This is a genomic window from Bacillus sp. NP157 (assembly GCA_018889975.1).
Taxonomy (GTDB): domain Bacteria; phylum Pseudomonadota; class Gammaproteobacteria; order Xanthomonadales; family Rhodanobacteraceae; genus Luteibacter.
On record CP076546.1, the window covers coordinates 718,942 to 735,349 of the forward strand.

The window sequence follows — 16,408 nt, forward strand, 5'->3', positions numbered from 1 at the left end:
GAATGGGGAAGGCAGGACTTCGGATGCGCATGTTGGTGGGTGCCTGCGCGATGACGCTGGCGCCACTGGCCGCGGCGGACGACTTCGGCAAGGGCGCGATGACCCTCGCGTGGAAGGTAGCGGACGGCAAGGTGACCGATGTCGTCGCCACCGACCACATCAACCAGCGCGAGCTGCCGATCGCCGTGCCCTTCCAGCTGACCCTGGCCGACGATAGCGTGCTCGGTCCGAACGACTTCCGCCTCGACGGCAAGCTGCGCACCGAAACGCTGAAGGCCGACCCGAAGGCCTCGCGCGCCGCCGAGCGCCTGCCCGGCAAGGCCCTGGACGCGCGCTATGTCGACAAGGACCAGCGTTTCCGCGTCGAGGTCCGTTGGGTGCAGCGCGAGGGTTCCGATTACCTGCGCGAAATCGTCACGCTCACCGCGCTGAAGGCCGACGAGCCGGTGCGCCGCGTGGACCTGCTCCAGGCGAAGCTGCCCGACTCGGAAGTGGTCGGCAGCGTCGACGGGTCACCGGTGGTTTCGCAGCACGACTGGCTCGGGCTCGAGAACCCCTTGTCGAAGACCCTGGTCAGCGGCGGCACGAAGGTGCAGATGTGGGTCGAACGCGAGCTGCCGCTGCGCAAGGGCACCTCGGTGACCTATTCGGCGGCGATCGGCGCGACCCACGATAACCAGTTGCGCCGTGACTTCCTGACCTACATCGAGCGTGAGCGCGCGCATCCCTATCGCACCTTCCTGCACTACAACTCGTGGTACGACATCGGTTACTTCACGCCGTACACCGAGCAGCAGGCACTCGAACGCATCCACCACATCGGCGACGAGCTGGCGACCAAGCGCGGCGTGACGCTGGACTCGTTCCTGTTCGACGACGGCTGGGACGATTACAGCGGCAGCTGGGCCTTCAGCAAGGACTTCCCGCGCGGCTTCAAGCCGCTGGCCGATGCCGCGAAAGCCTACGGCGCGGCGCCGGGCATGTGGCTGTCGCCCTGGGGTGGCTACGGTCCGCCATCGAAAGAGCGGGCGCGGCGTGCCGGCGAAGCGGGCTATGAGATCGTCGACAAGGGCATGGCTCTTTCCGGTCCGAAGTACTACCAGCGTTTCCACGACGTGACCATGGCGCTGGTGAAGGACAACGGCGTCAACCAGTTCAAGTTCGACGGCACCGGCAACGCCAACAAGGTGTTCCCCGGCAGCGTGTTCGACTCCGATTTCGATGCCGCGATCCACCTGATCGACGACCTGCGCACGGCCAAGCCCGACCTCTTCATCAACCTCACCACGGGCACGCTGGCGTCGCCGTTCTGGCTGATGTACGCCGACTCGATCTGGCGCGACGGCGAAGACGACGAACTGGTGGGCGTGGGTAGCAAGCGCGAACGCTGGATCACCTACCGCGACCGCGAGACGTACCACAACATCGTCGAGAAGGGCCCGTTGTTCCCGCTGAACTCGCTGATGCTGCACGGGATCATCTACGCCCGCGAGAACCGCAAGCTGAATACCGATCCGGGCCACGATTTCGCCAACGAAGTGCATTCGTACTTCGGCAGCGGCACGGCCTTGCAGGAGCTGTACATCACGCCGGAGCTGCTCTCCACCGGCGACTGGGACACCCTGGCTGAGGCCGCGCGCTGGTCGCGTACGAACGCGAACGTGTTGCGCGATACGCACTGGGTTGGTGGCGATCCGGGCCGGCTGGATGTCTATGGCTGGGCATCGTGGACGCCGGCGAAAGCGATTCTCACCCTGCGTAACCCTTCGGACAAGGCCCAGGCCTTCGTCGTGGACCTCGACCGCCAGCTCGAGCTGCCGCCGGGCGCACCGCGCCGGTTCAAGGCGCGGAGCCCGTGGAAGGCCGATGCAGCGGTGCCGGCGCAGACGCTCGATGCGGACGCGCCGACCACGCTGACCTTGCAGCCGTTCCAGGTCATGACTCTTGAACTGACGCCTTAACCACACGCGCCCCCGTGCCGTGGGGGCGTTCGACAAAGCCGGTCCATAGCGAACGCGGGGGCTCCATCGCGAGGGACGGGTGTTGCCGCCATTCCGGGAAATGCCGGGTGGCTCATTGCACGGGGAGAGCAGGGCATGAGGTATCGCAAGCGCGTTCTGGCCGCGGTGATCGCGGCGGGCCTGGCCAGCGGGGGAGTGCTGGCACAGTCGACCACCGGCACGATCAGTGGCCAGGTGGCGGCAGGCACGGGTGATTCCGTGCACATCGAAAGCGGCACCGGATTCCAGCGCGACGTACCCGTCGATGCACGTGGCCGTTACGCCATCGCCCAGCTGCCGCTGGGCACCTACACGGTGACGCTGCGCAAGGCGGGCGCCGCGGTGCAGAGCCACGAAGGCGTCGCGCTTCGGGTCGGGGTGGCGACGGACGTGTCGTTCGCGGCACCGGCTGCTGCCGCCGCGTCCAGTACGCAGGACCTGGAAGGCGTGTCGGTGTCGGCCAATACCTTGCCGCCGATCGACGTCGCCAGCGTGTCCTCGCGCACCGTGATCACCTCGCAGCAGCTGGCCAAGCTGCCGCTCGGCTTCAGTGCCGAGGCGGCGGCGCGGCTGGCGCCGGGCGTGGTCGGAAACGCGGGTGGCTTCACCGGTCCCACGGGGCAGTCACTGATCAGCTTCGGTGGCTCGGCCGCCAATGAAAACGCGTACTACATCAACGGATTCAACACCACCGATCCGTTGCAGTCCGCGGGTGGCCTGACCCTGCCGTACGGATCGATCGACCAGGAAGAGGTGTACACCGGCGGCTACAGCGCCCAGTACGGCCGCTCGGACGGCGGCGTGCTCAACATGGTCGGCAAGCGCGGCACCAACGACTGGCACTTCGGCGGCAAGCTGAGCTGGGATCCCGCGTCGCTGCGCTCGTCCTACGACAACACCTACTACCAGAATGGCCTGCCGCCGGTGCCGGTCGCGGGCAACCTCTACGTGCCGCGTAGCAAGAACAGCAGCTGGAACACGGTGTACGACGCTTACGTGGGCGGCCCGCTGGTCAAGGACAAGCTGTTCTTCTTCGCCTCGGGCGAGTGGGCGAAAAGCGAGGGCGACCGCCTGGGCGCGGTGACCTCGACCAGCCCATACACCTCGTATTCGTACAACATGCCGAAGTGGTACGCGAAGCTCGACTGGAACATCAGCGACAGCAACATCCTCGAGCTGACCGGTGCGTCGAATACGCGCGAAACCCGTGGCGACATCTACAAGTACGATTTCAACGCGTTGCAGCGTGGCGAGGAGATCGGGCACGCCGACACGATCAAGACCGGCGGCAACCTGTGGACTGCGAAATACACCGGTTACCTGACCGATACGCTGACGCTGAGCGCGCAGTACGGCAAGATGCACACGCGCAATTTCGAAGCGCCGGTCGGTTACGACGACGCGCTGACCTATGTGAGTGGCACGGAGAACCAGAACCCGGCCGTGACGGGCGGATCCCCGCGGACGGCCGGGCAGACCGTGTCCAGCATCTACGATCCCAACCAGGGCAATCGTTCGAACAATCTCCGCGTGAGCCTCGCCTGGCAGCTGGGTGACCACACGATCACCGCGGGTATCGATAACCTCACCGCCACGGCCGAAGACCAGGGGGCACGTACGTCGGGTCCGGGCTATTCGTGGTCGTACGGCTTCACCACCCGGCCGGGCAACAGCCCCGCGCCCAGCCTCGGCGTCGCCGCGCCGAACAGCACGGCCGACGGGGCGGGCGGCTATTACGTGATGAAGAACGTGTCCTCCGCCGTGGCGACCGTTCGTAGCACCGAGCGTGCCCAGTACCTGGAAGACCAGTGGCAGGTGAGCGATCGGCTGTTGCTGTCGCTCGGCCTGCGCAACGACCAGTTCACCAACTACAACAGCGACAGCCAGCCGTACATCACGCAGACGAAGCCGCAATGGGCGCCGAGGCTGGGCTTCAGCTGGGACGTGGAGGGCGATGCGTCGTTCAAGGTGTACGGCAACGCCGGTCGGTATTACCTCGGCTCGCCGCTCGCGCCGGCCCTCAGTGCGGCGGCGGGCTACACCAGCACGACGCAGTACTTCACTTACTCCGGCATCGGCGCGGATGGCACGCCGACCGGCCTGACGGCCTTGTCGGGGCCGGTGTCGGCCAACAACGCCTTCGGCGTGCCGCCCGACCCGCGCACGGTCACGGCCAAGGGGCTGAAGTCCGAATACCAGGACGAGTACATGCTCGGCTTCAGCAAGAGCATCGCCAACGAGTGGGTCTACGGCGCCAAGCTGTCGCGTCGCGTGTTGCGCACCGGCATCGATGATTTCTGCGACGTGGACCGGATCACCGATGCCGCCGCCGCCCAGGGCATCACCGTGGGCTCGGTGAACAGCTGCTACCTGATCAATCCGGGCAAGGCGAACACGTTCGTGGTGCTCGACGACGCCGGCCAGGCGCACGACGTGAAGCTCAGCAACGCCGAGATGGGCTTTCCACGGATCAAGCGCAATTACTACGCGCTGGACAGCTTCTTCGAGCATCCGTTCGACGGCACCTGGTACGGCCGCGTCGATTACACCTACTCGCGCAGCTACGGCAACACCGAAGGGCTGACCCAGTCGAACGTGCAGTCCGACGGCCCGTCGCAGTCGGAAGACTGGGATTTCCCGGCGCTGATGGTCTACAGCAACGGCCTGCAGGGTAACAACCACAAGCATCAGCTGAAGCTGTACGGCTATTGGCAGCTCACGCCGGAATGGATGGTCTCCGGCAACCTGTCGCTGATCTCGGGCAGCCCGTCGACCTGCCTGGGCCTGTTCGGCGACGACAACTCCGATCCGGCAGGCTACAACTCGAACTACCACTTCTGCGATGGCCGCCCCGCACCGCCGGGATCGACGGGCAACATGCCCTGGCAACGCCAGCTCGACCTCGGCCTGCATTGGACGCCCGCGTTCGCACAGCACAAGCTGGGCCTGAACCTGGACGTGTTCAACGTCACCAACGAGCAGGCGGAGTTGAGCATCAACCCGCATTACTACCTGGATGCGACCGGTTCGCCCAACCCTCTCTACCGCACGCCGCTGGTGCTGCAGGATCCGAGGTACGTACGTTTTTCGATTACTTACGACTACTGAATGCCACCGAAGCGGTGGCCGGGAAGCCCGGCCACCCGTTGAGTTCGCAGAATCGATCGAGCTCGATGACCAGCCTGTCGACCACGCGACTCGCATGCAAGGACATGATCCTGGAGGAATCGTGTTTCGCACTCCAGTAGCGGCCGTGCGCGATCCAGTGTCTGATAGCCAGCCACGGAGCATATGACCCTATGGCGCGGCACACGGATGCCTCGCCGAGCGACCACGCCTCATGTTTCCACGCGTCAAGGATTCCGTTCTCGTATAGGGGGACGGCCCAGTCCTTTCGGGCAAGGGAGTAGAGATGTTTCAGGCGCACACCAACGGGGCCGCTCGATGCGGCTGTGGATGCTCTCTGCATCGCGTCGAGACGCAATTTACCCTCCATGGCGGCGGTAATCGAAAACGCACTCGAGAGTTCGAGCTCCCACTGGGATGACCTGAAATACTCTCCGATGTCCTGGCACGGACTCGTTGCCAGTGCGGCGCGAATCAAGTCGCCGGGCAACGCGCCGCGGTCACCTGCATTCACCGCCTCCGCCAGTTCGCGGTCCAGTCCGGCGGCGCAAAGCTCCCGCCAGTGAAGGACTTCGATGGGCCGAAACGCCAATGGATCGGAAAAAAGCATCGTCAGTAACCGAGGCCGAGGAGGTCGAGGAGAACACGTTGAAACGTGTCGCGATCTAGCGGAGCAAGCGGGCTTCCGCTGGAGGCATGGACGAGATACCACGTCGCATTTTTCCAGGGGTCGGCGGCCTGGGTGCCGGTAAGGTTCAAGAGCCGAAATGATGCCGTCCCCAAAGGGGTCTCCAGCTCAGCGCAGCCGAAGCCTCCAACGATGAGCGTTCCTTTCGGGACGACTTTCACCGATGCCCTTCCTAACTGGATGTTGGCCTGTGCTACGCAATAAATGCCCACGGAGCCCTCTTCGAGGCAAACGGCCGTTTTTTCGAAGCCGACCGCGCCTTCGGCGATGAGCGGCGACAGCCAGTTCGCGATGGATTCCGTCAACTCATCCATTTTTCCGATCCACCAATCGCGGCGGGGCGCCCACTCGTACCAGGGATCCTCGCGATTCGAATTGATGAACCAGCGGATGCTTTCTTCAAAGCCGTCTGAACACACTTCTGAATAGTCCATGGCAATCCTGTCCAGTGGCGGAGTCTAGTGAGGCAGGATCAGTCTAGGTTTCACGTACGCTCCGGCACAGTCGGCGAGCGCCGACGAACGATGTAGTCCGCCTAGAAGCCTGAGGCGATTCGTAAGCCAGGGCCGCCGACCACACAGGGCCGCCGTCCTCGCATCGCCGGCCCGCGTGGGTTATGCTCCGGGCCCTTCGACCCATCCCGAGACCGTCCCGGTGCTTACGCCACCCTGAGACATCGCCGTTCACGATATGACGGCCGCGGCCACCCGCCGCGGGGTTGACGCTTGCCGGCGTGGCGCCGGCGCACATGGACAACATCATGCATACCACTCGTTGGAACCAGCAATGGTTCTTCAACGTGCGTGGCGACGTGCTTTCGGGCCTCGTCGTCGCGCTCGCGCTCATTCCCGAAGCGATCGCCTTTTCCATCATCGCCGGCGTCGATCCCAAGGTCGGCCTGTACGCCTCGTTTTCGATGGCGGTGGTCATCGCCTTCGCCGGCGGCCGTCCCGCCATGATTTCGGCGGCCACGGGCGCCATGGCGCTCCTCATGGTCGGCCTGGTGAAGGAACACGGGCTGCAGTACCTGTTCCTCACCACCATCTGCACCGGCGTGATCCAGATGGCGATCGGCGCCCTGAAGCTCGGCTCGCTGATGCGTTTCGTGTCGCGCTCGGTGGTCACCGGCTTCGTTAACGCGCTGGCGATCCTTATTTTCCTTGCGCAGCTGCCCGAGCTGATCGGCGTGCCCTGGCTGGTCTACCCGATGTGCGCGGCGGGGCTGGCGATCATCTACCTGTTCCCGTATGTCACCCGGGCGGTACCGTCGCCGCTGGTCGCGATCGTCGTGCTGACCATCGTCGCGATCGTTTTCCGCATGGACATCCACCGCGTCGGCGACATGGGTGCACTGCCGGATTCCCTGCCACGTTTCCTCTGGCCCGACGTGCCGCTCAACCTCGAGACCTTGAAAATCGTGCTGCCGCACGCGCTGACGATGGCGGTGGTCGGCTTGCTCGAATCGATGATGACGCTGCAGATCGTCAACGACATGACCGACACGCGCGCCGACAAGAACCGCGAATGCATGGGCCAGGGTCTGGCCAACGTGGCGACCGGCTTCCTTGGTGGCATGGCCGGCTGCGCGATGATCGGGCAGTCGGTGATCAACGTGAAATCCGGTGGCCGCGGCCGCCTCTCCACCCTGGTCGCCGGCGTCGTCCTGCTGGTGCTGGTGGTGTTCGGCACGCCGTGGGTCAGGCAGATCCCGATGGCCGCGCTGGTCGCGGTGATGATCATGGTTTCGCTCAGCACCTTCAGCTGGCGCTCGCTCGCCGCGCTGCGGTCGCATCCCTCGTCGTCGAGCGTGGTCATGCTGGCGACCGTGGTGGTGACGGTGTGGACGCATGACCTGGCCCGCGGCGTGCTCACCGGCGTCCTGCTTTCGGCGGTGTTCTTCGCGACCAAGGTCGGCCGGATGCTCGACATCGACAGCTCGCTGTCCGACGACGGCGTACGCACGTATTCGGTCAGGGGGCAGGTGTTCTTCGCGTCGGCGGATGCCTTCACCGAAGCCTTCGACGTGCGTGAGGACGGGCTGGCGAGCGTGGTCATCGACGTCGAGGACGCGCACGTGTGGGACCTGACCGCGGTGGGGGCGCTCGATCGGGTGCTTCAGAAGTTCCGCGAAAACGGCGTCGCGGTGGAACTGCGCGGGCTCAACCAGGCCAGCGGTGCGCTGGTCGACCGGCTCGGCGCCCGCGACCCGGACGGGGCGCCCGGCACGGCCGCCCATTAGCGGGCGCTTCGCCTTTGACGCGAGTCGTGCAAAATGGGGCCCACGCAGAACCTGGAGCTCCCCCGTGAACATCATCGTGGTCGAGGACGACGAGCAGCTTGGCGCCGCCATCAAGCGGGCGCTGGAGCGGCTTACCCACGCGGTTACCTGGCTGCGGACGGGCAACGAAGCGCTCGAGGCGCTGCGCCAGGAGAACGTGGACCTGGTGCTGCTGGACCTGGGCCTGCCCAACAAGGACGGCATCCAGGTGCTGCGCGAAGCCCGCCGGGCCGGCGTGCGCACGCCGGTGCTGGTGATGACCGCACGTGACAGCGTCGAATCGCGGGTCGAAGGCCTGGACGCCGGTGCCGACGATTACCTGGTCAAACCGTTCCACCTCGATGAGCTGGCGGCGCGGATCCGTTCGCTCGCCCGCCGTGCGCAGGGCCTCGCCGACAACTTGCTCGAAGCCGGGCCCGTACGGCTCGATGTCGGGCGCATGGAGGTGTCGCTCGCGGGGGAGCGCATCGAGCTTACCCGGCGTGAATTCGCGCTGCTGCACGTGTTGCTGGAGCGGGCCGGGCGCATTGTCCGCCGGGAAACCATCGAGCGCTCCGTCTACGGCAATGAGTCCGACGTCGGCCCCAACGCGCTGGAAGTGCTGGTCCACTCGCTGCGCCGCAAGCTCGGCCAGGACACGGTTCGCACGGTGCGCGGCTTCGGCTACATGGTGCCGCTGGAACCGGTGTGAGCACGCCCACGCTCCAGCACTCCCTGCGTCGCCGCGTCGGCCTCGCCGTCGTGCTGGTGCTGCTGCCGTTGGGGATCCTGGGTGCGTTCCGCACCCTGTCCGAACTCAACGAACTCTCCGACGTACGCCTGCGCCAGACGGCGGAGACGCTGGACGCGCTGGTCCGACAGACCGGGGTCACCGCGTCGCCCAACGAACCACGGCTGGAAGCCTTGCCCTCGGTGCCGGTGGTCGCGAACGGTGCGGGGCCGGTGTCGACCTACGAAGCGGAGGTCGGCTATCGGGTCACCAATCGGGACGGCGACATCCTGCTGGTCACCGACAACATGCATGCCCTGCCACGCGACCTGCCCACCGACGGGCGGATCGTGTCGCTGCAGTTGCGGCGCCGGCGCTGGCATGTGTACACGCAGGTCGACCCGACCCTGGGCGTGACGATCACCGTGGCCGAGCGGCACGATACCCGGCGCGACGTGACGAATGCCGTGGCGCTGGAGCGCACGCTGCCGATCCTGCTCGGCCTGCCGCTGTTGTTCCTGGCGTTGCGCTGGGCCGTGCGTCGTGGCGTGCGACCGCTGGCGACGCTGGCGGACCTGCTCGCCGCCCGCCGCGCCGGATCGCACGAACGCATCGAGCTGGCTAATCCGCCGCGCGAGATCCGGCCCATCGTCGATGCGTTGAATACCCAGATCGAAGCGATCGAAGGCGCGCTGGAACGCGAGCGACGTTACAGCTCCGACGTCGCCCACGAACTGCGTACGCCGATCGCCGCCACGATGATCAACCTCGACAGCGCCTTCGCCTTCGGTACGGCCGACGCCTGCGCCGCGTCGCTCTCCGACGCGCTCGACAGCCTGCGCGTGCTGGCTCGCCGTACCGACCAGCTGCTGGTGCTGGCCCGCCTGGACGACCATGCACGCGTGCCGCTGGTGCGGGTCGACCTGGTCGGAGTGGTGCACGAGGTGGTCGGGGAGTGGTCGCCCACGGTCGACCTGAGACGCTTCGACCTGCAGGTCGACGTGCCCGAGGAGCCGATGCGTGTCGTCGGGTATCCGGCGGCGCTGGCCGCGATGCTGCGCAACCTGCTGGAGAATGCCAGCCGCCATGTCCCTGATGGTGGTTGCGTGCGCGTGATGGTGCGTGCGGACGACGACGTGGCGGTGCTCGACGTCGACGACGATGGCCCCGGCATAGCGCCGGCGCAGCGCGCTGACGTCTTCACCCGTTTCCACCGCGAATCGACCAGCCTGGGCGATGGCTTTGGTGTCGGCCTCTCGATCGTGCAGCGCGTAGCGCAGTTGCACGAAGCGTCAGTCAGCCTCGAGGACGCGCCGTGGGGGAAGGGCCTGCGTGTGCGTGTGCGCATCCCGCTGGCGATCGAGGTGCTAAGGGACGTCTAAGCCCCGCCGGCTACCGTCCGCGCATGCCTGGATTTGCCCTCGACTATCCGCTCTTCGCGTTCGTGCTCTTTGCCTGCACGGTGGTCGCCTTCGCGATCAGCGCCGTAAGCGGCGGTGGCGCCGGCCTTGTCCTCATGCCTGTGCTGAGGACCGGACTTGCGATGGCCCAGGTTCCCGTTGCCTTATCGCTGGGTAGCGCCATCAGTTCGCTGGCACGCATCGGGGTCTTCCTGCGGCACATCGACCTCGCCATCGTTCGCTGGTTCGTGCCGTTCTCGCTGCCCGGCGCCGTGGCCGGCGCATGGACGCTGCAACACGCAAGTCCTGTATACGCCGAGTGCGTGGTCGGTCTCTTCCTCGTGGCGAACCTGCAGATGCTGTGGCGAAAGCCACGCGCGGCCAATATGGTGCACAGGCCGTCGCGCATCGGCCTCGCAGCGATCGGTGTGCTTGCGGGTGCCGTTTCGGGCTTCACCGGCGCGGTTGGCCTGCTGTTCAACGGCTTCTACGCTAGACAGGGCTTATCCGGTGAGCGAATGGTCGCGACGCGCGCGGCCAATGAAGCGCTTCTCCATATGGCCAAGCTCGCCCTGTACGCATACTTCGGCCTGCTGACGCGCGATGCGGTCGTCGCGGGCGCCATCGTCGGCGCCGCCGCCGTGTTGGCGACGTTCGTTGTCCGTCGCGTCTTGCCCTACCTGCGCGCATCGCTCTTCCGCCGTGCGGGGTATGCGTCGATGACCGTGGCAGGCATCGTCATGCTGGGCGGCTCCGTGCCCGATATCGCGCAACGCCACGACATCGCCCTCGGTGCCCAGCGCGTCAGTGGCGGGTTCGATGCGCGTCTCGCCGGTTTCGGCGGCGGCGCCACCCTGCGCTTCCGCCACCTCAGGCCGATGAAGGTCGCTTACGCGGTGCAAATCGACGACCTTCCGCGGCGCGCCAGGCGACGTGCGGAGCGCCTCTCCGCCGGTGCGGACCGCGTTGCGCTCGAAGCGGTCCAGTCGCTGACGCGCCGCACGTTTCGGCTACAGCTGTGGCGTGGCGACGCCATGGAAACGCACGTGCTTTAGCATCACCCATCAACCTCCACGAGCACCTCCAGTTCGACCGGCACGCCCAGCGGCAGGCTGGCCACGCCGAGCACCACGCGCGGTGACAGCTTGTCGTCACCGAAGACCTTTGCGAACAGTTCCGATGCGCCGTCGGCTATCGCCGGGTGTTCGCGGAAATCGCCGACCGTGGCGATGTAGATGCCTAGCTTCGCGACCGCCACGACCTTGTCCAGCGAACCGAGGAACGCCCGGGCGGCGGCAAGTGCGCTCAACGCCGCCATCTCGGCGGCCTGCCGTCCGTCCGCCACGCCCAGCGTCTCACCGATGCGACCGAGCAACGGCAGGTCGTGGCCCACGGCGGGCAACATCCCGCTGAAGTACACCATCCTGCCGATCTGCACGGCTTCCACGTACGCGCCGAAGGGCGAAGGCGGCGGGGGCAGGGTGATGCCCAGCTCCCGCAACCGCTGCTCCGCGCCGGTCGCTACTACCTGCGCGGCGCCCATCACCACTTGCCCACGTGCGCGCCGCCGTCCACGCGGAGGTGTTCACCGGTGATGCGCGGCGCTTCGGTGAGGAACAGCACGGCATCTGCGATTTCCTGGATGCTCGAGATGCCATGGATCGGCGACAGCGTGGCGAGCACATCCTTCGGCCCGTTCGCGTGCATCGGCGTGTCGACGATGCCGGGGCCGACGGTGTTCACGCGGATGCCTTGTGCCGCGTATTCCATGGCCAGGTTCAGCGAGGCTGATTCGATGCCGCCCTTGGTGATCATGGCGATGCTGGCGGGGACGCCGGCGATCGGATGGTCGGCGAGTGGCGAGGTGATGCTGGTGATGGCGCCACCCGTGCCCTGCGCGAGCATCTGCTTCACGACGCGCTGGGTCATGTAGACGAAACCGTCGAGGTTGATCGAGACCAGCGATCGGTAGTCTGCTTCGGTGGTATCGACGAAGGGCTTGGCGACGAAGACGCCCGCGTTGTTGACCAGTCCGTCGACCGAGCCGAAGGCTTCCAGGGCTGAGGCGACGACGGCGTCGGCCGTCGCCGCGCTGGCGACATCGCCATCGACACGTACCAGGCGGTCGGAAACGGGCAGGTCGGTCGACTGGCTGACGCTGCGCGAGGTGGCGACGACGTTGTAACCGCGGTCGAGGAAGCTCTTCGCGATGCCTGCGCCGATGCCCTGCGAGGCGCCCGTGACGATGATGGTTTTGCGGTTCATGAGGACTCCGGATCGATGGGGAAGGTGTCTTGCTGGAGCGATAGCTTCCGCCGATCCGGATTGATTTATTAGACGGAAAAGTGTGGAATCTCTTTTCCATCGGTGCAAAAGTACGCCTATGCTCGATCTCAACGACATCGGCATCTTCGTCCGGGTGGCCCAGCTCGGCAGCTTCAGCCGCGCGGCCCAGGTGCTGGGCATGCCCGTATCCACCGTCAGCCGGCGGATCACGGCGCTGGAAGACGCGCTGGGCGTGACCCTGCTCCAGCGCACCACGCGCAAGCTGAGCCTGACCGTGCAGGGGCGGGCGTACTACGACCACTGCAGCGAGCCGCTCGCCGAACTGAACGACGCGGAGCGCGCGTTGACCCAGGCGCAGAAGGCGCCGGAAGGGCTGTTGCGCGTGTCGGTACCGGTCATCCTGGGCCAGCCGGCGTTCTTCGCCTTCGTGTCCGATTTCATGCGCGACTACCCGCGCGTGCAGGTCGACCTGTTCATCACCAATGCCTTCCTCGACCTGATCGGGGAAAACGTTGACGTCGCGATCCGCTACGGCGAACTCAACGACTCGTCGCTGGTGGCGCGGCCGATCGGCAGCAGCGTGCGCTATCTCGTCGCCACCCCTGGCTATCTCGCCGGACGCCCGCTGCCGACGAAGCCGCGGGACCTTGCCGGGCATGCGTGCGTGATGATCAACGCGCGGAACAACCAGTCGGAATGGCTGATGGTGAAGGGCGGCAAGACCGAGCGCGTGCACGTCACCGGACCGCTATCCAGTCGCGATTTCAATTCGGTCAGTGCGTTCGTGTATCGCGGCCACGGCATCGGCTTCCTGCCGTCGGCGTATTGCGACGAGCAGATCGGGAAGGGCGAGCTGGTGCGATTGCTACCGGAGTGGGCGTCGCCCGAATTCCCCGTGCACGCGGTCTATCCCACGCGACGCTACATGCCGCAACGCCTCCAGGTGTTCCTGGAAGCGCTTGCGGCATGGCAAAGCCCGTCATGGCGACGGGACTGAAAGCCCGGGCGGGCGGTGCGGCTGGATGGGATCAGCGCAGCCGGCGTTCGGTGCGGCGTGCCACGACGCGGACCGGCCGCGGCTTGCGCATCACGGAAATCCAGAACGCGCCTTCGAACAACGCACCCGCGGCAAACAGCGCCATGGCGCCGGTCACAAGGCCAGCCATGTAGAAGGCGATGGCCAGGGCAAGGATGGCGACCAGGATCGTGTAACGCTTCATCGCAGATTCCTTAGGTGTTTGCGCTTGTGCTCAAACTTGGGGTCAGCATGGCACGAAAGCGAGCCCCCGAACTGAATGGCCCGGAAAGGCCCTGCTTGAGACGATAGCGCCAGATCATGCGCTAAGAGCCTCTAAAACTCCCATCTCGACCGGCAGACCATAGGCACCAGTCAGGGCGAACCCGCCCGCCATCCCTGGAGCCCCCATGAACACCGTGTTCCGTTCCGCGCTGGAACGCTTCGTCCGCCTCGAATCGCTGGGCCCGAGCCTCGTCCGTGTCGCCATCGCCATCGTCTTCATCTGGATCGGCGCGCTGAAGTTCGTCCCCTACGAGGCCGACAGCATCACCCCCTTCGTCGCCAACAGCCCCGTGATGTCGTTCTTCTACGACCACCCAACCGAGTACAAGGCGCACCTCACCCATGAAGGCCAGCTCGTTCCCGAGCAGCGCGCATGGCAGGTGCAGAACAACACCTACGGCTTCTCGCACGGCCTCGGCATCGTCGAACTCAGCATCGCCGTCCTCGTGCTTTCGTTTCCGTTCTCGAAGCGGCTGGGCCTGCTCGGCGCCTTCCTTTCCTTCGGCACGACCCTGGTGACCCTGTCCTTCCTGTTCACCACGCCGGAGGCCTGGGTGCCCGCGCTGGGCGATGCGCAACACGGCTTCCCGTATCTCTCGGGCGCCGGACGGCTGGTGATCAAGGACACCCTGATGCTCGCCGGTGCATGGGTCATCGGCATCGATGCGGCGAAGCGGATCCTCACTGAGTGAAGCGTTGGGTGACGTCGAAAGGTCGGGCGCTGAGCCCCACCGAGCGCTCGCTTGGATGCCGGTCGGCCTCGATCCGAAAAGAAACCGCGGAAATATCTTGCGGCAGGCCACGATGGTTGACACCTCTGATAGCCGACGGCGGTTCTTCAGTCCAGGCGCTTGCCGTCGAAACGTTTCAGCTTAAGGAGCCGTTCGTCGTCGGAGAAATCGCGAGACCGGTGTAATCCTTTTCCCGATCTACCGTCGCTTCGCGCCTACTTGGCTGTCACGCCACGATTGTCGGCGACCTCACAACCCACTGATTTCGAGACGAATAGTTCTCGACGAATCCGATTCTTCTCGACCATTCGAGGCATTGGGATCAGCGAGACGACGAGACGAGCATGCTCCTCTAGCTCGGTAGATATTGCGAAATATCGGATCGACTGCGCGTGGGCCTCACGGAAGAATTTTTCCACGTCGTGACCACCTGTGGGGGGAGTGGGCGGCGTCCTCGGTAGAAGGGGTCTACTCCGCAGAACTGGAAGAAGAGATGGATGAGTACGATTTTGAGAAGTCACTCGAAGGGTGCCAAGAGATACGCAAGAAAAGTGCATGTTCGGTTCGCATGTGCATTCCCGGCGATGGACAGGTGGAGGGCGGATGGATGGACCGCTGGCTCAGTACCTTTTTTCGATCCGGTATCTGATCTCGTCACCTGAAAGTAGTGCGCGCACCGCGCGGTGCGCGCACTTGGACCGCCGATCTGTTGGGATAGAAAGTATGGTGTACGAGGGTTTCGCTAAGCCTTATCTCGAAAGTTGGCTTCCTTGGCTCTACGTGGAATCTATCGGCTGGACGTGCGTGGGTTTGGTTGGTGCGTGTCTCTTCACTAGTCGGTTCCTGGTTCAGTGGTTCCTGTCAGAGCGACGGGGAAAGCTTGTCGTTCCCCCACTGTTCTGGCACCTGAGCTTCTGGGGCAGCCTGGTCAGCCTCGTCTATGCCCTGCACCTGGATAAAACACCCATAATTCTTAGCTACGCCTTCCTTCCCGTTCTCTACGGTCGCAACCTGTGGCTGCTTCGCCGTGAACGCCGCGAGACGCCTGCTTAGAAGCGCATCGCCATGTCGTCAAGCGCTGCCGTCACGGCGTTCCGTGACCTTCGTCCAGGCGTGACTTCCGGCGCACGCGCGCAGTGACAGTCACCGCTACGTTGCGTACCGGGCATGCGCCCGTTCTGGAAGCGATGGCATGGAAGAGGCAGTGGATACGTCCGCGGTGCGCCTGGCGCTGCTCGAGAAGAAGCTCGCGCGTGCCGATATCTCGATCAAGTTGCTGGGGATCGCCGTGCTCGCCCTGGCCGGGCTTGCCTTCATGCGTACGCGATCGGCGACGGTCGACTCGCTTGAAGTGCACCGATTGGTCATGCGCGACGACCACGGCGTGAAGCGCGTTGAGATTGCGCAGGACGACACGGCATGGCGCCGTGCCATGTCGGCGGGCGTTCGCATTTTCGATGCGAAGGGCGACGAGCGAGGCGGCATGTCGACCTTCGCGGACGGCTCGGTAACGCTGTCGCTGGACGCGCCCAAGGGCGTCGGCGCATCGATGTCGGATCGTGGCGGCCTCGTGGTCGATGCGGATGGCTCGGCGAAGTTGCAGCTCCTGGCCAACGACACCGGTGCCGTCGTGAGCCTGGCCACCGATGGCAACAAGGGTGGGCTGGAGCTTTATCGCTTCGACAAGACGGCGAACGCCGCTTACATCCGTCGCGTGACCTATGCCGGCGAGGAGCAGGAGAAGTTCGACCTCCCGGCAAACCAGTAACCGGATCCGGGTCTATACACCCGGGTAAAACGTAATAAATTGTGACCGGCATCACATTTTGGTGCTAGGTTAAACGCTCGCCTGCCCGGATATCGAAGCAGGCGCGTGCCTTGTCCCGGCGG

15 protein-coding genes are annotated in these 16,408 nt (G+C 65.3%); 10 read left to right on the forward strand and 5 right to left on the reverse strand.

Annotated elements, in window-relative coordinates:
• The first annotated feature begins 23 nt into the window (after positions 1-23).
• Positions 24-1,961, forward strand: coding sequence for a hypothetical protein (locus tag KPL74_03315; protein QWT21049.1), 1,938 nt, complete (start codon positions 24-26; stop codon positions 1,959-1,961).
• 135 nt (positions 1,962-2,096) lie between these two features.
• Complete coding sequence (locus KPL74_03320; GenBank protein QWT21050.1) at positions 2,097-5,108, forward strand: TonB-dependent receptor; 3,012 nt, start codon at positions 2,097-2,099, stop codon at positions 5,106-5,108.
• Here the strand turns inward: KPL74_03320 and KPL74_03325 are convergent.
• Positions 5,092-5,736, reverse strand: coding sequence for a hypothetical protein (locus tag KPL74_03325; GenBank protein QWT21051.1), 645 nt, complete (start codon positions 5,734-5,736; stop codon positions 5,092-5,094). The two genes, KPL74_03320 and KPL74_03325, sit on opposite strands and share 17 nt — an antisense overlap.
• A gap of 2 nt (positions 5,737-5,738) precedes the next feature.
• Positions 5,739-6,248: a hypothetical protein gene (locus KPL74_03330; protein ID QWT21052.1), complete on the reverse strand. Its 510-nt coding sequence runs from the start codon at positions 6,246-6,248 to the stop codon at positions 5,739-5,741.
• 314 nt (positions 6,249-6,562) lie between these two features.
• Here KPL74_03330 and KPL74_03335 point away from each other — a divergent pair, with 314 nt between their 5' ends.
• The 4 genes from KPL74_03335 to KPL74_03350 all read left to right on the forward strand — a co-directional run bounded on the left by KPL74_03335 (position 6,563) and on the right by KPL74_03350 (position 11,256).
• A complete protein-coding gene (locus KPL74_03335; GenBank protein ID QWT21053.1) occupies positions 6,563-8,053 on the forward strand; it encodes a SulP family inorganic anion transporter in 1,491 nt (496 codons plus the stop codon).
• 64 nt (positions 8,054-8,117) lie between these two features.
• Entirely contained in the window at positions 8,118-8,783 is a 666-nt protein-coding gene (locus KPL74_03340; GenBank protein ID QWT21054.1) for a response regulator, read from the forward strand.
• A complete protein-coding gene (locus tag KPL74_03345) occupies positions 8,780-10,183 on the forward strand; it encodes a HAMP domain-containing histidine kinase (GenBank protein ID QWT21055.1) in 1,404 nt (467 codons plus the stop codon). Before KPL74_03340 ends, KPL74_03345 begins: the two co-directional genes overlap by 4 nt.
• 23 nt (positions 10,184-10,206) lie before the next feature.
• Entirely contained in the window at positions 10,207-11,256 is a 1,050-nt protein-coding gene (locus KPL74_03350; GenBank protein ID QWT21056.1) for a sulfite exporter TauE/SafE family protein, read from the forward strand.
• 2 nt (positions 11,257-11,258) lie between these two features.
• Here the strand turns inward: KPL74_03350 and KPL74_03355 are convergent, their stop codons facing one another.
• Both KPL74_03355 and KPL74_03360 read right to left on the reverse strand, forming a co-directional pair.
• Positions 11,259-11,744 carry a RidA family protein gene (locus KPL74_03355; protein ID QWT21057.1) on the reverse strand — a complete coding sequence of 162 codons (486 nt, stop codon included), beginning with the start codon at positions 11,742-11,744 and terminating at the stop codon, positions 11,259-11,261.
• Positions 11,744-12,466 carry an SDR family oxidoreductase gene (locus KPL74_03360; GenBank protein QWT21058.1) on the reverse strand — a complete coding sequence of 241 codons (723 nt, stop codon included), beginning with the start codon at positions 12,464-12,466 and terminating at the stop codon, positions 11,744-11,746. The genes KPL74_03355 and KPL74_03360 overlap by 1 nt, the downstream gene beginning before the upstream one ends.
• A 118-nt stretch (positions 12,467-12,584) precedes the next feature.
• Between KPL74_03360 and KPL74_03365 the strand changes: the two genes are divergently transcribed.
• A complete protein-coding gene (locus KPL74_03365) occupies positions 12,585-13,484 on the forward strand; it encodes a LysR family transcriptional regulator (GenBank protein ID QWT21059.1) in 900 nt (299 codons plus the stop codon).
• Between the two features lie 31 nt (positions 13,485-13,515).
• Here the strand turns inward: KPL74_03365 and KPL74_03370 are convergent, their stop codons facing one another.
• Positions 13,516-13,707, reverse strand: a complete 192-nt coding sequence (locus KPL74_03370) for a hypothetical protein (GenBank protein QWT21060.1) — start codon at positions 13,705-13,707, stop codon at positions 13,516-13,518.
• A gap of 229 nt (positions 13,708-13,936) precedes the next feature.
• Here KPL74_03370 and KPL74_03375 point away from each other — a divergent pair, with 229 nt between their 5' ends.
• The 3 genes from KPL74_03375 to KPL74_03385 all read left to right on the forward strand — a co-directional run bounded on the left by KPL74_03375 (position 13,937) and on the right by KPL74_03385 (position 16,286).
• Positions 13,937-14,479, forward strand: coding sequence for a YkgB family protein (locus tag KPL74_03375; GenBank protein ID QWT22570.1), 543 nt, complete (start codon positions 13,937-13,939; stop codon positions 14,477-14,479).
• Between the two features lie 642 nt (positions 14,480-15,121).
• Positions 15,122-15,571, forward strand: coding sequence for a lipid-A-disaccharide synthase N-terminal domain-containing protein (locus tag KPL74_03380; protein QWT21061.1), 450 nt, complete (start codon positions 15,122-15,124; stop codon positions 15,569-15,571).
• Between the two features lie 139 nt (positions 15,572-15,710).
• Positions 15,711-16,286, forward strand: a complete 576-nt coding sequence (locus tag KPL74_03385; GenBank protein ID QWT21062.1) for a hypothetical protein — start codon at positions 15,711-15,713, stop codon at positions 16,284-16,286.
• The last annotated feature ends 122 nt before the right edge of the window (positions 16,287-16,408 follow it).

Excerpts from the sequence above, each read along its gene's own strand:
- KPL74_03355 (QWT21057.1), bottom strand. The coding sequence starts at position 11,744 with ATGGGCGCCGCGCAGGTAGTAGCGACCGGCGCGGAGCAGCGGTTGCGG.
- KPL74_03360 (QWT21058.1), bottom strand. The coding sequence starts at position 12,466 with ATGAACCGCAAAACCATCATCGTCACGGGCGCCTCGCAGGGCATCGGC.
- KPL74_03380 (QWT21061.1), top strand. The coding sequence starts at position 15,122 with ATGGATGGACCGCTGGCTCAGTACCTTTTTTCGATCCGGTATCTGATC.
- KPL74_03385 (QWT21062.1), top strand. The coding sequence starts at position 15,711 with ATGGAAGAGGCAGTGGATACGTCCGCGGTGCGCCTGGCGCTGCTCGAG.
- KPL74_03315 (QWT21049.1), top strand. The coding sequence starts at position 24 with ATGCGCATGTTGGTGGGTGCCTGCGCGATGACGCTGGCGCCACTGGCC.
- KPL74_03325 (QWT21051.1), bottom strand. The coding sequence starts at position 5,736 with ATGCTTTTTTCCGATCCATTGGCGTTTCGGCCCATCGAAGTCCTTCAC.
- KPL74_03350 (QWT21056.1), top strand. The coding sequence starts at position 10,207 with ATGCCTGGATTTGCCCTCGACTATCCGCTCTTCGCGTTCGTGCTCTTT.
- KPL74_03320 (QWT21050.1), top strand. The coding sequence starts at position 2,097 with ATGAGGTATCGCAAGCGCGTTCTGGCCGCGGTGATCGCGGCGGGCCTG.
- KPL74_03365 (QWT21059.1), top strand. The coding sequence starts at position 12,585 with ATGCTCGATCTCAACGACATCGGCATCTTCGTCCGGGTGGCCCAGCTC.
- KPL74_03370 (QWT21060.1), bottom strand. The coding sequence starts at position 13,707 with ATGAAGCGTTACACGATCCTGGTCGCCATCCTTGCCCTGGCCATCGCC.
- KPL74_03330 (QWT21052.1), bottom strand. The coding sequence starts at position 6,248 with ATGGACTATTCAGAAGTGTGTTCAGACGGCTTTGAAGAAAGCATCCGC.
- KPL74_03335 (QWT21053.1), top strand. The coding sequence starts at position 6,563 with ATGGACAACATCATGCATACCACTCGTTGGAACCAGCAATGGTTCTTC.